This is a genomic window from Phycisphaerae bacterium (assembly GCA_012729815.1).
Lineage (GTDB): Bacteria > Planctomycetota > Phycisphaerae > JAAYCJ01 > JAAYCJ01 > JAAYCJ01.
Map to the genome: position 1 here is coordinate 20,307 of JAAYCJ010000281.1, position 13,107 is coordinate 33,413.

14 protein-coding genes are annotated in these 13,107 nt (G+C 64.5%); 6 read left to right on the forward strand and 8 right to left on the reverse strand.

The features are described 5' to 3' along the window. Positions 1 to 161: 161 nt before the first annotated feature. The 5 genes from GXY33_18165 to GXY33_18185 all read right to left on the reverse strand — a co-directional run bounded on the left by GXY33_18165 (position 162) and on the right by GXY33_18185 (position 4,459). Positions 162 to 1,112, reverse strand: a complete 951-nt coding sequence (locus tag GXY33_18165) for a cellulase family glycosylhydrolase (protein NLX07067.1) — start codon at positions 1,110 to 1,112, stop codon at positions 162 to 164. Next, on the reverse strand, positions 1,109 to 2,512 hold the full coding sequence (locus tag GXY33_18170) for a glycoside hydrolase family 32 protein (protein ID NLX07068.1): 1,404 nt from the start codon (positions 2,510 to 2,512) through the stop codon (positions 1,109 to 1,111). Before GXY33_18170 ends, GXY33_18165 begins: the two co-directional genes overlap by 4 nt. A gap of 72 nt (positions 2,513 to 2,584) precedes the next feature. Further along, positions 2,585 to 3,082: a 2-amino-4-hydroxy-6-hydroxymethyldihydropteridine diphosphokinase gene (gene folK, locus GXY33_18175; GenBank protein ID NLX07069.1), complete on the reverse strand. Its 498-nt coding sequence runs from the start codon at positions 3,080 to 3,082 to the stop codon at positions 2,585 to 2,587. A gap of 3 nt (positions 3,083 to 3,085) precedes the next feature. Further along, complete coding sequence (locus tag GXY33_18180; GenBank protein ID NLX07070.1) at positions 3,086 to 3,952, reverse strand: bifunctional 5,10-methylenetetrahydrofolate dehydrogenase/5,10-methenyltetrahydrofolate cyclohydrolase; 867 nt, start codon at positions 3,950 to 3,952, stop codon at positions 3,086 to 3,088. Between the two features lie 27 nt (positions 3,953 to 3,979). Then, a complete protein-coding gene (locus tag GXY33_18185) occupies positions 3,980 to 4,459 on the reverse strand; it encodes a hypothetical protein (protein ID NLX07071.1) in 480 nt (159 codons plus the stop codon). A gap of 256 nt (positions 4,460 to 4,715) precedes the next feature. On the opposite strand from GXY33_18185, the gene GXY33_18190 reads away from it, so the two are divergent. From GXY33_18190 to GXY33_18205, 4 genes are all read left to right on the forward strand, one after another. Continuing rightward, entirely contained in the window at positions 4,716 to 5,207 is a 492-nt protein-coding gene (locus tag GXY33_18190; GenBank protein NLX07072.1) for an FHA domain-containing protein, read from the forward strand. 87 nt (positions 5,208 to 5,294) lie between these two features. Further along, positions 5,295 to 6,209: a diaminopimelate epimerase gene (gene dapF / locus GXY33_18195; protein NLX07073.1), complete on the forward strand. Its 915-nt coding sequence runs from the start codon at positions 5,295 to 5,297 to the stop codon at positions 6,207 to 6,209. A gap of 34 nt (positions 6,210 to 6,243) precedes the next feature. Then, positions 6,244 to 7,158: a lysophospholipid acyltransferase family protein gene (locus GXY33_18200; protein NLX07074.1), complete on the forward strand. Its 915-nt coding sequence runs from the start codon at positions 6,244 to 6,246 to the stop codon at positions 7,156 to 7,158. A gap of 76 nt (positions 7,159 to 7,234) precedes the next feature. Further along, positions 7,235 to 8,146, forward strand: coding sequence for a phosphate/phosphite/phosphonate ABC transporter substrate-binding protein (locus GXY33_18205; protein NLX07075.1), 912 nt, complete (start codon positions 7,235 to 7,237; stop codon positions 8,144 to 8,146). A gap of 12 nt (positions 8,147 to 8,158) precedes the next feature. Here the strand turns inward: GXY33_18205 and lon are convergent, their stop codons facing one another. From lon to GXY33_18220, 3 genes are all read right to left on the reverse strand, one after another. After that, a complete protein-coding gene (gene lon, locus GXY33_18210) occupies positions 8,159 to 10,654 on the reverse strand; it encodes an endopeptidase La (GenBank protein NLX07076.1) in 2,496 nt (831 codons plus the stop codon). 70 nt (positions 10,655 to 10,724) lie between these two features. After that, a complete protein-coding gene (locus GXY33_18215) occupies positions 10,725 to 11,135 on the reverse strand; it encodes an Hsp20/alpha crystallin family protein (GenBank protein ID NLX07077.1) in 411 nt (136 codons plus the stop codon). A gap of 74 nt (positions 11,136 to 11,209) precedes the next feature. Further along, positions 11,210 to 11,503 (reverse strand): hypothetical protein, encoded by a 294-nt coding sequence (locus GXY33_18220; GenBank protein NLX07078.1) that lies wholly within the window; start codon positions 11,501 to 11,503, stop codon positions 11,210 to 11,212. Positions 11,504 to 11,589: 86 nt separating this feature from the next. On the opposite strand from GXY33_18220, the gene miaA reads away from it, so the two are divergent. Both miaA and GXY33_18230 read left to right on the forward strand, forming a co-directional pair. Beyond that, positions 11,590 to 12,549 carry a tRNA (adenosine(37)-N6)-dimethylallyltransferase MiaA gene (gene miaA / locus GXY33_18225; GenBank protein NLX07079.1) on the forward strand — a complete coding sequence of 320 codons (960 nt, stop codon included), beginning with the start codon at positions 11,590 to 11,592 and terminating at the stop codon, positions 12,547 to 12,549. Between the two features lie 358 nt (positions 12,550 to 12,907). Further along, the coding region (locus GXY33_18230) for a hypothetical protein (protein ID NLX07080.1) at positions 12,908 to 13,107 on the forward strand (200 nt) is incomplete at its 3' end.

Genomic DNA, 13,107 nt, shown 5'->3' on the forward strand with positions numbered 1-13,107 from the left:
ACGCATTCACGGCACGATGACCCGGAGCATCTGGCATATGGCTCTCGCCTGCATCGCCGATGCGAAGAACCTTCTCAGCGGAAGACGACGTTAGCGCCGAAGTCGTGGAGACGACATCCGCTATCGCCAGCGCGTCATCCGCTGGTGACCCTCCCTCGGCATCAGAACCGATTGAACACCTCGTGGCCCGGCCGAAGCGAACCGTCCATCAGCACGAACGCCATGAACCCAGCCAAGCCGATCGGCCCGTACTGCGCACGGTGCAGGTCCGCCACGGGCGACTCGTGCAGCGCGTGGGCGGTAAAACCGATCTTCCGTTTGGCGAGAATGCTCAACTCCGCCGTGAGCACCTCCACCCGCTTGGCGTCCTCCAGCGCGCCCCATCCCGTCTCCGTCGCCAGCAGCGGCTTGCCGACGCGATTGGCCAACGCCACCGTCTCGTCTACCACCGCCTCAACGTCCGCCGGAGTCGGAGCAAATGAATTCCACGCGTAGTACGGATGAAACGTGATCACATCGGAAATCGGCTCGATCCGCTCGATCTCCGCTAGTGAGGGAACGTGACCCACGCACAGCGGCGACGCCGCCCCCAGCGACTTGCAACGCTGGGAAAGCCTCGTCAGCCAATCCAGCACGTGCTTGCGGCTCTCTTCGGCCGGAACGTTGTTGAACGGCTCGTTGCACAGATCCCACAGCAGAATTCGCTGATCCTCAGCCAGCGATCCCACCACGCGGTCCAGGTACCGACCGTAGATCCCCTCGTCACCGCCGAACGTCCGAATCTGCTCGATCGACGTCCCGCCGAAATCCGGATAGCTCCGCCATCCGTTGAACAGCGTCGCGATCGCGCGAAGCCCATACCCCTCGACCACGTCCAGCACCCGCGCGAACCGCTCGACAAAGCCCTCCGGGTCCTGGATAAACGCGTCGTGCGAAAGCCACAGCCGAAGCGTGTTCATGCCGGGGAAAAACCGTTTGCCTCGGCCGATCTCCCGCTCGATCGCCGCTAGGTTGAACTTCGCGCCCCACAGCTCCAACCCGTGGCTGGCGTAGCTCGGCTGATAGTTGAACCCGCGAACCCACGAGTAAGATGTGTCGTTCAGAATATTCATGACCGCTTCTCCTTCACCCGATCCCACACCGACCGCAACTCCGACACGCTCAGGTCCGTCACGTGCGCCTGGCCGCCTTCGACCCGAAGGCTCGCCGGCCGCATCGCTTCGCCTTCGGTCGCCTCATAGTAACAGCTCATCGAAACCAATCCGCCGTTGCCGAAAATCTCGATGATTGACCGATCCACCAGGATGCGCAGGCCGATCCGACCGTCCACGGGCTCCAGCGGGGCCGAACGCCCCGCCGCCGTAAGCCGCCGCTCCTTCGCATCGTACACCACCGTCTGATTGTGAAGCTCGAAGACGAAACTTCCGTCTGCAGCGTCCGTCTCAAGCTCTATATCAAGCAACTCGCTGGAAACGTCGGCCAATGCATTCTCGTTCGACCTCAGCGTCAGCGGCCCCAAACGGCGCGTGCCAGTGCGGATATTCTCAATCTCCCGTACCGGCCAACGACAGACGACGACATCCTTGTCAACCCGCCGAAGCGACAGCTCCACCGGAAACGTCATGAACTGGCTGTACGGCATACCGGGAAGTGGAGCGTCGAACCGCCCGCCGGCGGCCCAGCCGATCTGAACGCGCCGGCCGTCGGGCACGTCGTTCCACGTCTGCGGAGCATACAGACAGTTGCCCCAGTCGAGCTTGCGCTTCTCGCTTTGCGGCTTGAAGGTCGCACCGTCGAACTCGCCAACCAGGTACTCGCCGTTGGCCCCGTGCAAGACCCACTGGGTCCTCCCGGCCTCGCCGTCCACCGGCAGCTCAAAGAGGTCCGGACACTCATGAAATCCCTCGATCGCGCTCAGCCGCGTCCAGCGCTTCAAATCGGGCGAACTGAAAAAGACAATCGACGCCTTCTGGAACAGCGCCATGATCCATCGCCCGCTGGGTTGGTGCCGGAAGATCCGCGGGTCGCGGTCCACCTCCGACAGCACCGGGTTGCCCACGTACTTGTGCCACACCCGTCCGCGGTCAACGCTGTACGCCAGCGATTGCGACTGCGGCAGACCGTGGTCGTAGCCCTGGCTGGTGTAAACCGCGACCAGGACCGGTTTGGGCCCCGTCTGAAACCCAGCCGTGTTGTCCCAATCCACCGCCGCCGAGCCCGACCACGCCTCGCCCAGATGGTCCGGAAAGATCGCCACCGGAAGCTCCGTCCAGTGCACCAGGTCCGCACTGACCGCATGGCCCCAGTGCTTATGAGCCGATGCGCAGCCGAACGGATTGTACTGAAAGAAAAGGTGGTACTCGCCCTCGTAGTACACCAGACCGTTCGGATCGTTCAGCCAGTTCCGCGCCGCGCTGAAATGAAATTGCGGCCGATGAATCTCATCGTACAATCCGCCGGACATAACCTGCTCCTCGACCCAAACCTCCGTCACGCCCGACAACGCCGCCACGAATCTAATCCCCGAACCGATGAATGCAAGCGGGAAAAGCGAATGGAAAATCACCGCGGATGTCTATCCGCCCTACGTCTCGTCGCCGAGGTTCTCCAAGATCGTCTGGGCCGACATCTGGATGATGGGATGCACCACGTCCGGCGCGATCTCCGCCAGGCCCTGCATCACGAACCGCCGCTCGTGCATCAGCGGATGAGGAACCATCAGCCGATCGGTCGAGATGATCTCCTCCCCGTAGAGCAGAATATCGAGATCGATCGTCCGCGGACCCCAGACCGTGGTGCGCTTCCTCCCCAACTCGCGCTCGATGGCCTGCAAAACGTCGAGCAGTCCTTCCGGTTCCAGCGACGTGTTGATCCTCGCCACCGCGTTCAGGAAATCCGGCTGCCCCTCCGGACCGCCGATAGCGGCGGTCTGGTAAACCGAACTGACCCGCACCACCTCAATTCGTTTGTGGCCACTCAGGGCGTTGATCGCCCGTTCGATGTACCTGGCCCGCGGCTCGATGTTCGACCCCAAGCCGATGTACGCCTCGGCCCCGGACTTGACCCCGGACCGCCCGGCCATGGCCTAATTCTCCCGCTGCCACGCCGCCGCTTCGACCGCGTTGTACAGCAGCAGCCGCGTCGTCACCGTCCCCACTCCGCCCGGCACCGGCGTGATCACCGCCGCCCGCTCGGCCGCCGGCTCGAACTCCACGTCGCCCACCATCTGATCGCCCACCTGGTTGACCCCCACGTCGATCACCACCGCCCCCCGCTTGATCCATTCGCCCTTGACCGCCTGCGGCGAACCCATCGCCGCGATCAGAATGTCCGCCCGCCCCACGTGCTCAGCCAGCTTGCCCGCTTTGCTCGTGCCGGTGTGGCACACCGTCACCGTCGCCGACAGCTTCCGCTCCAACAGCAGCAGCGCCGCCGGCTTGCCCACGATCGCGCTGCGACCCACGATCACCGTCTCCGCCCCCACCGTGTTGACCCCGATCGACTGAATCATCCGCACCGCCGCCAGCGCCGTGCACGGGGCCAGACGCTCCCGGTTGTACACCAACAGCCCCAGATTCTCCGGGTGAACCCCCTCGATGTCCTTGCGAAACGCGATCGAACACTGGGCCGCCCACGTGTTCAGGTGCTTCGGCAGCGGAGTCTGCAGAATGATGCCCGTCACCGACGGGTCGGTGTTGAGTTTCCCAATGAACGCGATGAGCTGTTCCTGCGTCGTCTCCGGCGGCAGGTGATGATGCTGATGATCGATCCCGTGCTTCTCAGCCTGTTTCTTCTGATTGCGGACGTAGACCTCGGTAGCGGGATCCTCGCCGACCTGAACGGCCGCGATCGAAACCCGCTGCACTCCCTTGGTCTGCAATTCCGCCAGCCTCTGCTGGATCTGCTCCGATATCCCGTCCGCGATGGGTTTGCCCTTGAGAATCTCCGCCATCCTGGTCCTCCGATTGCCGCGCGCCTCTCAGTCGTTCTGCTGCTCCTCGACCTCCGCCGGCGGCAGCAGGTCCGGCCGACGATGGCTGATCTCGTCCAGCAGGTCGTCGTAGCAGTCGAGCATGTAGCTGTCCACCAGATACTCCCGCTCCTGACCGTCCCGCTGATAGTACACCCGCACCAGCCCCTTTTCCCACTTGCTGTCGTCGACCCGAACCATGTCCGACCACGCGATCTTGTACTTGCCGTACACGTCGATCCCCGAATCGTCCGCCACCACCCGCGACCCGCTGGCCATCACGAGCCGGACTGCAGCCACCACCAGCGCAACGGCGCTGACGACGGCGATGACCTGATTGAGCAACACGTCCGTACTTGAGTGCTCTGCACGGAATTCCTCGTTGAGCCACCCGTCATACCCGTACCAGAGCGCAATCCCAATGAAAATGATAATTGCAATGATGAACCGGATCTTCCGCCCGTTCCCCATTCCACACTCGACCGACATGCCATTCTCCTGAATTCCCAGCCGATTGACCTGATTCGTTGCTTGCAGCGCACTCATTGTCGGTGAAACCCGGAACAACTGCAAGTATAAAGAAGGCTGACAATTAATAATACTTTCATCGCCTGATGCCATCCGCCCCACCCGTCGCAACCGGTTGCAGGAGCTGGATTATCGCTTGACTGGGGTTGGCCCGACCAGTAGCATGAATCTGATTGACCGGTTTAGCGGCCGACCGCCGCGCAGTGAGGATGTCGCGATGGATGTCAACCTGATAGCCCTTTCCCCAGCGGGCAGCCGGAAGGTCATCGCCCTGAACGCCGAGGTAACCACCGTCGGCCGCCAGACCGACTGTAACCTGCGGGTCCCGCTGGACGAAATCTCCCGCCAGCACTGCCAGTTCGTCGTCGAAGGCGATCGCGTTTCCGTCAAGGATCTCGGCAGTTCCAACGGCACCTTCGTCAACGATCAGAAGGTCATCCAGCGCGACTTGAACCCCGGCGACGTGGTCCGCTTGGCCAACGCCTTGGCCATGATGGTCCAAATTGATGGCCAGCCGGAACAGATTGACGAGAGCAGGCTGCGAAAGGCCAAACCGGCCCCTCAACCGCCCAAACCCAAATCGCGCGAACCGGTCGAACCGGCCACGCCCTTTACGGCGACCACCGCCGGTACGACTTCCGAGGATGAAGCCGACCAGATCCTCAGCGAATCCTTCTTCCTCGACGCTGAAGACGAAGACGAGGAATAGACGGCCGGGCAACCCTGCATGGGCCGGGACGTGCGGACGCGACACCCGGGGAATCGGGGAGCTTCCACGGAGTTAAGCACAATGACAATTGACTTCTATAAGATGCACGGGTTGGGCAACGACTACGTCTACGTGGACCTGTTCGCCCAGAAGATCGAAGCCGACTGGCCGGAACTGGCCCGACAGGTCTCGCCGCGCCAGTTCGGCGTCGGCAGCGACGGCCTGATCCTGATCTGCCCGGGCCAGCGCTCCGCGGTGCGGATGCGCATCTTCAACGCCGACGGGTCCGAGGCCCAGATGTGCGGCAACGGCCTCCGCTGCGCCGCCCGCTACGCCTATGAGCACGGGCTCCTGGACCGCGTTTTGGGCGAACTGCCCGAAGGTCTGGCCGCAGCCGCCGCCGGCTGGGCTTTGGCCGGCGGACAGTGGCGATCCGCCCCCATCGAAACCAGGGCCGGCATCCTCACTGTCGCCCTCCACGTGGTCGAAGGCAACCGGGTCGATCAGGTCGGCGTGGACATGGGCCGCCCGATCCTCGAAGCCGCCCGAATCCCCACCACCTTCTCCGCTGAGATGGTGGTCGCCCACCCCTTCGATTTGCCGGACGGGCAGGTCCGGATGACCTGCGTCTCGATGGGCAACCCGCACGCGGTCATCTTCACCGACCGTCTCGATGACGTGGACCTCGAGAGGATCGGGCCCTATATCGAGAATCACGAGCGCTTTCCCGAGCGGATCAACGTCCACTTCGCCAAGGCGCTGGGCCGCGATCGCGTCAAGGTGCTCACCTGGGAGCGCGGCAGCGGCCGGACCATGGCCTGCGGAACCGGGGCCTGCGCGGTCGCGGTGGCGGGCGGGCTCGAGGGCCGGCTTGACGGCGCGGTGGTCGCCGAACTGCCCGGCGGCGAACTGAGGCTGCTCTGGAACCGCCGTGACGACCACGTCTACATGCTCGGTCCGGCGACGATCGTGTTTGAGGGTACATGGTTGGGTCCGGTCTGATCCCGGACCCGAAGACGCGGGAGTGACGTAAGCGATGGAACTGCTGCGCCAGTTTCGCAAAACACTGACGGTCGGCGGGCTTCGCGTGGCGATGGAATGGTCGCAGCGGGCGGATACGCCCGCACCGGTCGAGGCCCTGCGATGGCTGGGACGCGGGCTGACCCGCACCGCGTTGCCGTTGCGGGTCCGACTGGCCCGCAACATGAGGCAGGCGGGCGTCCACCGCCCCGGCCTGGTCGATCAGCACTTCGAGCGGGTACTCGACCAGATGATCATGCTCGCCCACGTGTTCCGCGCGGGCTTTGCTCGCAGCGGATGCCTCGAACGCTTTGCCTTCGACGAGAGCTTCACCCGTCTTCAGCAGGCCTACGCCCTCGGCCGCGGCGTCCTGCTGATCGCTCCGCACATCTGCGGCTATCCGGTTATCCCGCCGGTCCTCACGCCGCGCATCCCGTGCAGCATCTACCTTCGCCGCAACAAAGATCCTCGCAAGATGCGGATCAACGAAGCCATCGGCCAGGCCGGCGACGGGCACCTCGTCTACCCGCCCGAAGGGGCCACGCGGGCCCAGAAGCTCCAGGTCGCCGTCGACGTCCTGCGCGAAGGACGGGTGCTGTTCATCACGCCCGATACGCTCCGCAAACCCGACGACGGCGTGCCGGTGAGCCTCTTCGGCCGAACCGTGCACTTTCCCACCGGCGTTCAGGTAATGGCCCTGCGCACCGGAGCGCCGATCGTCCCAGCCTGGTGGCACTGGGACGGCGGCGTCTATCGCATTCGCTTCGACGAGCCGATCGAACTGCCGCGCGGCGGAAAGGTCCGGCAGACCGCTGAGACCGCCGCCCGCCGGTGGGCCCAGCGCGTCGACGACTTTCTGCACGAACACCCCGCCATGTGGTGGAACTGGCTCGATCGAAGCTGGACCAAGGTCCTGCGCAGCCCCGTCTGAGCCGGCGTTGACCGCATTACCCCGGGGCGGTATAGTAGCAGGCGGCCGGATTGGACCCGGAAACAGGAGTAGGCAGATGAACCCACGTCTGGCATTGCCGCTGATCGTTTCGCTGCTCTGGACTTCCGGCTGCGCGCTGTCGCCGCGGCTCAATCCGCTCGGCAAAAACAACATCCGCCTGACCACCGTGGACACCAACCTGCTCGACGTGATGCTCCGTTTCTCGCCGCTGGCCCGCCAGCTCAGCGAGTCCCTCGACCGGCCGGTGGACGTCATGGCCGACTGGGACGCCAAGTCCATCCGCATCCACCTGACCTCGCAGAAGGTCACCGACTACTACCACCTGGTCTACCTGAACCCGGTCGACTACTGCGAAGTGGCCCGCGAAGTGGCGCTCGACCCGCTGGCGATCAAGCGGAACGTGCGCGGCGAAACCGGCGAAACCGCCCTGATCGTCGTGCACAAGGACAGCCCCATTCAGTCCGTCGCCGACCTGGAAGGCAAACGCATTGCCTTCGGCCCCTACGGCTCGCCGTACATGTTCTATAGCGTCCTGGAACTGCTGCGGGACGAGAAGCTGCCCATCTCGCTGGTCAAGTCCACCTTCGACTCCCGCGACAGCCTCGCCGTCGTCCAGAAGCTCCTGATGGGCTTCTCCGACGCGGGCGTGGTCACGCGGACCTGGTGGGAGACCACCAAGGACCGCAGCCTTGACCTCTCGCGCCTGCTCAAGGACGATCTGCGGATCATCGCCGAAACCCAACCGATGCCCGAACTCGTCTGGGCCGCCACCGAAACCCTCACCGCCGAGCAGAAGGCGGCCGTCGTCGAGGTGCTCACGCAGAAGGTCACCGAAATGCCCAGCGTGCTCGGCCCGCTCGGCGCCACCGGTTTTGAACCGATCGGGTCCGACGCGATGGAAGAGACCTGCCGCCGGATCGACCGGATCCGCAACATCCCGCCCAGACCGTCGCTGCTGCCCCTGTGACCGCAGACCACCTTAACCGCGTTTCCTGGCGATCTTCTTCTTCGCCGTTGTCCTGGCCGGCGGCTTTTGCAGCGCGATCTGCAGCAGCGTGTCGACGTTGCCGACGAAGCTGAACTCCAGGCCCTGCTGCATTTTCTTGGGCACCTCAGCGATGTCCTTCTTGTTCCGCTGGGGCAGAATCACGTGCTTGATGCCCGCCCGCTTGGCCGCCAGCACCTTCTCCTTGACCCCGCCGATCGGCAGCACCAGCCCGCGCAGCGTGATCTCGCCGGTCATCGCCACGTCCGCCCGCACCGGGACGCCCGTCTCCAGCGACACCAGCGAGGTGAACATCGCCACACCCGCCGACGGCCCGTCCTTGGGCACCGCGCCGGCCGGCACGTGGATGTGGAAATCCTTGTTGCCCAGGTCGTTCGTCTTGAGGTTCAGCTTGTCCGCCCGCGAGCGGATCAGCGAGTACGCCGCCTGGGCGCTTTCCCGCATCACGTCGCCGATCTGGCCGGTCAGCGTGAGGTTGCCCTTGCCCGGCATCGAGGTGGCCTCGATGAAGATGATCTCGCCGCCGAACGGCGTGTACGCCAGGCCGGTCGCCACGCCCGGCACCTGCGTCCGCACCGCCGTCTCCTGCTCGAACCGCACCGGCCCCAGGTAGCGCGAGACCGTGCGGTCGGTAACGGTGAACTTGCGGCGCTTGCCCTCGGCGATCTGGGCGGCGATCGCCCCGCAGATCGACCCGATCTCGCGCTCCAGGTTCCGTACGCCGGCTTCGCGAGTGTACGCGTCGATGATCCGGTTGAGCGCCGCATCCGTGAACGTCACGTTGTCCGGGCTCAGCCCCGTCTCGGAAAGCCGCTTGGGCACCAGGTACTTTCGCGCGATGTTGAGCTTGTCCTCCTGCGTGTAGCCCGGCAGCTCGATCACCTCCATCCGGTCGCGCAGCGGCGGCGGCACCGGGGCCATGTAGTTGGCCGTCGCGATGAACATGACCCGCGAAAGGTCGAACGGCACGTCCAGGTAGTGATCGACGAACGTGCTGTTCTGCTCGGGATCCAGCACCTCCAGCAGCGCCGAAGCCGGATCGCCGCGAAAGTCCTGGCCGATCTTGTCCACTTCATCGAGCATGAATACCGGATTGCGGGTCCCGGTCTTGCGGACCTCCTGGATGATCCGGCCGGGGATCGCGCCGATGTACGTCCGGCGGTGGCCGCGAATCTCCGCCTCGTCGCGAATCCCGCCCAGCGAAATCCGCGAGAACTTCCGCCCCAGCGCCCGCGCGATGCTGTGTCCCAGCGACGTCTTGCCGACGCCCGGCGGACCCACAAAGCACAGGATCGGCCCGCGCCCGTCCGGCTTGAGCTTGCGCACCGCCAAAAACTCCAGGATGCGCTTCTTGACCTTCTCCAGGTCGTAATGGTCGGCGTCGAGGATCTTGCGGGCCCGCTTGATGTCCAGGTTGTCCTCGGTCTGCTTGGCCCACGGCAGCACGCAGAGCCACTCGACGTAGTCGCGGGCCACCGAGTACTCCGGCGAGGCGATCGGAATCTTTGACATCCGGTCCACCTCCCGCATCGCCTCCTTCTCGACCGCCTCCGGCATCTTCGCCTCAGCCACCCGCTTGCGCAGGTCCTCCAGGTCGCCGCTCCGCTGATCGCCTTCGCCCAGTTCCTTCTGGATCGCCTCAAGCTGTTCCCGCAGGAAGTACTGCCGCTGGGCCTTGTTGATCGACTCCTGGACCTGGTCCTGAATGCGGCTCGATAGCTCCAGCACGTCGAGTTGGCCGGCCAGCAGGCCGCTGACTTTCTGAAGCCGCTTCTTGACCTCCAGCGTCTCGAGAATCCCCTGCTTCTGACCGGTATCCACGTTCAAGTTCGCCGCCAGGAAATCCGCCAGCGCTCCGGGCGAAGCGATATTGCTCAGGATCACCCGCACCTCGTCCGGCACGTTCTGGCTCAACTCGATCACCCGGTCGGCCATGTTCCGCATGTTGTGCACCAGCGCCCGGACCTCCGTGTCGTCCTCGGAGACCCGAGTATCCGCGTGCACCTCGATCCGCGCCGCCAGGTAGGGCTCGGTTTGCGTGAATTCGACCACCTTGAACCGCAGCAGCCCGTGCACCACCGTCGTCTGGTCGCCGTTGGGCATCCGCAGCAGCTTCAGGATGAACCCCACCACCCCCCACTGAAACAACTGATCCGGGCGCGGCTTGTCCACGTCGCCTTCCCGCTGGGCCAGGATTCCGATCAGTTTGTTCTCCGACAGCGCCGCCTCCACCGCCAGCTTCGAATGCTCCCTCGCCACGTTCAGCGGCATCACCGTGCCGGGAAACGCCACCGTGTTCCGCACCGGAATGATCGGGATCACGCTCGGCACCGCCACCTGCTGTTCCGACGGGCCCTGCGTGGTCACCGTGGTCAGAATCTCCGCCCCGTCGTCGTTGCCCGGCGTCACCCGGCGCGCCCCGAGCCCTTCCGCCGACTCGTTCTCGAAAACCTCCCCGTCCCGCTCCATCGACTCGTCCTTCTTCTTGGACATCGGATCCTCCCGAAAGCCTGCCCGGTTCGTCCCTCTCCGGACGCTCTTACCCCTTCTTCGGCATCGTCACCCACACCAGCCCGTTCTGCTGCCGGGCCTTGATTCCGTCGCGCTCCACGTTCGAGGGGATCTGGATCGACCGGTAGAACGGGCCGTGGTCAATCTCCATCACGTGGATGCGGGCCTGCCGCACCCCTTCCGGCGTCGGCGCCGCCCGGTGCCCGCTGATCCGCAGCACCTCGCCGTCCACGTGCAGCTCGATCTGCTTGGTCTCGACGCCCGACAGGTCGAGGCAGATGTAATACGCCTCATCCGTCTCGTAGAAGTTGATCGCCGGCTGCCATCGCTCGCACGGGCGAAACTTGAAAAACGACTTCTGCAGCATCTGGTCCATGATCTGATTGACCCGGACCACCACGTCGTCCGAGTTCATCCCTCCCGGATGCAGCCGGATCATAGCGAACCTCCTTCACTCTGGTTCCCGTCCAAACCGCTCCCCCTCCCCCAAACCAATAGTCGGCGATCTTCGCCTCAGTCCTCGTACCGGTCGAGGCGTTTCTCCAGCTTCTTCTTGTCGTCTTCCAGCTTGTCGATCTTCTCCTCGCGGTCGTCCAGCCGATCCCTCAGCCGCCGGATCTCCTGATAGGCGCTTTCCAACTCTTGCCGGCACTCCGCGTGCGTGGCGGTCTTCGGCGCCGTCGTCCCCTTGACCGCGGAACGGTTGCCGCCCACGTACACGTCGGGAACGTTCACCTGGGCGTCGAAGCATCCTCCCTGCAACGCCAACAGCCCCACCACCAGAACCGTCATCGCCATCCGGATCATGACTTTGACTCCTTTCCAATAGCCACTATGATAGGCGTAACGTAACTATATCATGGGTCTTTGAGGATTACAACCGAGCGTCCACCATGCCGCAACCCGCCGCCGACCGGCCCGTCATCGTCATTCTCACCGGCTGCACCGCCTCCGGCAAGAGCGGTCTGGCCCACCGGCTTGCCCTCGATTTCGGGGCGGAGATCCTCTCGGTCGATTCCATGAAGGTCTACCGCGAGATGGACATCGGCACCGCCAAGCCGTCGCCCACCGAACGTCGCGCGGCGCCGCACCACCTGATCGACGTGGTCGATCCCTCCGAATCGTTTTCCGCCGCCCGGTTCGTCGAACTGGCCGACCGCGCCGTCGCCGACGTCCACCGCCGCGGCCGCCTCACCGTCGCCGACGGCGGCACCATTCTCTACCTGCGGACCTTCACCGAAGGGCTCTTCGAGGGCCCAGCCTCCGACCCGGCGATCCGCCAGCGTTTGCGGGAGGAGGCGGACGCACTCGGCTTGGAGGTTCTTCACGACCGCCTTCGCCACGCCGATCCGCAGGCTGCCGACCGCATCCACCGTAACGACCTGAAGCGCATCCTGCGGGCCCTTGAGGTCCACGAGCTGACCGGCCGGCCCATCTCGTCCCTCCAACAGCAGTTCGGCCAACTCCGCGACGACTACCGCATGCTCTTTGTGGGACTGTCGCACGATCGCGAGCGCCTCAACCGCCGGATCAACGCCCGCGTCCGCCAGATGATGGCACAGGGTTTTCTCGACGAAGCCGAGCGGCTCTTTCGCCGCGAGCCGCCGCTTTCCGAACAGGCCCGTCAGGCCCTCGGCTATGCCGAGCTCTTCGCGCACCTGGCCGGCCGCTGTGATCTGGAAACCGCGGTCGAGAAGATCAAGATCAACACCCGCCGCTTCGCCAAGTCCCAGCGGACCTGGTTCCGCCGCATGCCGCACATCGAATGGTTCAGCGTCGCCGACGACCAGGAGCCGCTGAGCCGGCTCGACCCGATCAAACGCCGCATCGAGGTTTTTCTGAAAGAGCCGTAACCGTTGGGGAACGCGGGCTTCTTTCGTCGATGCGACTTCCCTTTCGGATCGCACGGAGCACGCGGACCACGCGGAAAGAACGGGAGTATTCTGGTGCGTCGAAACGACGCACCCTACGCCTCAGCCGCCTGCGCGATTTTCAATACCGCTGAGCCTTTGAACTCGCTGCCCTTGAGCTGCCGCAGCGCTTCGTTGGCGTCCTCCAGGCCAAACACCTTCACGTCCGTCCGGATCGGGATCTGGGCGGCGAGTTTCAGAAGTTCCTGGCCGTCGCGTCGCGCCGGCTGACCTCGTCTTCCACGGCGTCACCGATCCGCACATCAATATCGACTGGGGCCATTCGGGATTTCAAACGTCGATGCATCCGGTCTCGATTCACGTCATCGAGCGCGAGCGTATCGCCGATCAGAAGGTTTACCTGGATCGCCCATACTACCGGTGGAAGATCGCACTGAACTGGCCCGAGGGCGGCCAGATCACGTTCGGGGCCGTTGGCTTCACGCAGATGCTCCGGGCACAGCCGGTCCTGACCGACAACCAGTGTCTGTCGCGGGGCGA

What these genes read in the sequence shown, in the direction of transcription:
- GXY33_18190 (NLX07072.1), top strand. Translation starts at nt 4,716, where the DNA reads ATGGATGTCAACCTGATAGCCCTTTCCCCAGCGGGCAGCCGGAAGGTC.
- GXY33_18185 (NLX07071.1), bottom strand. Translation starts at nt 4,459, where the DNA reads ATGTCGGTCGAGTGTGGAATGGGGAACGGGCGGAAGATCCGGTTCATC.
- GXY33_18215 (NLX07077.1), bottom strand. Translation starts at nt 11,135, where the DNA reads ATGATCCGGCTGCATCCGGGAGGGATGAACTCGGACGACGTGGTGGTC.
- GXY33_18200 (NLX07074.1), top strand. Translation starts at nt 6,244, where the DNA reads ATGGAACTGCTGCGCCAGTTTCGCAAAACACTGACGGTCGGCGGGCTT.
- GXY33_18165 (NLX07067.1), bottom strand. Translation starts at nt 1,112, where the DNA reads ATGAATATTCTGAACGACACATCTTACTCGTGGGTTCGCGGGTTCAAC.
- folK (NLX07069.1), bottom strand. Translation starts at nt 3,082, where the DNA reads ATGGCCGGGCGGTCCGGGGTCAAGTCCGGGGCCGAGGCGTACATCGGC.
- GXY33_18205 (NLX07075.1), top strand. Translation starts at nt 7,235, where the DNA reads ATGAACCCACGTCTGGCATTGCCGCTGATCGTTTCGCTGCTCTGGACT.
- miaA (NLX07079.1), top strand. Translation starts at nt 11,590, where the DNA reads ATGCCGCAACCCGCCGCCGACCGGCCCGTCATCGTCATTCTCACCGGC.
- lon (NLX07076.1), bottom strand. Translation starts at nt 10,654, where the DNA reads ATGGAGCGGGACGGGGAGGTTTTCGAGAACGAGTCGGCGGAAGGGCTC.
- GXY33_18180 (NLX07070.1), bottom strand. Translation starts at nt 3,952, where the DNA reads ATGGCGGAGATTCTCAAGGGCAAACCCATCGCGGACGGGATATCGGAG.
- GXY33_18220 (NLX07078.1), bottom strand. Translation starts at nt 11,503, where the DNA reads ATGATCCGGATGGCGATGACGGTTCTGGTGGTGGGGCTGTTGGCGTTG.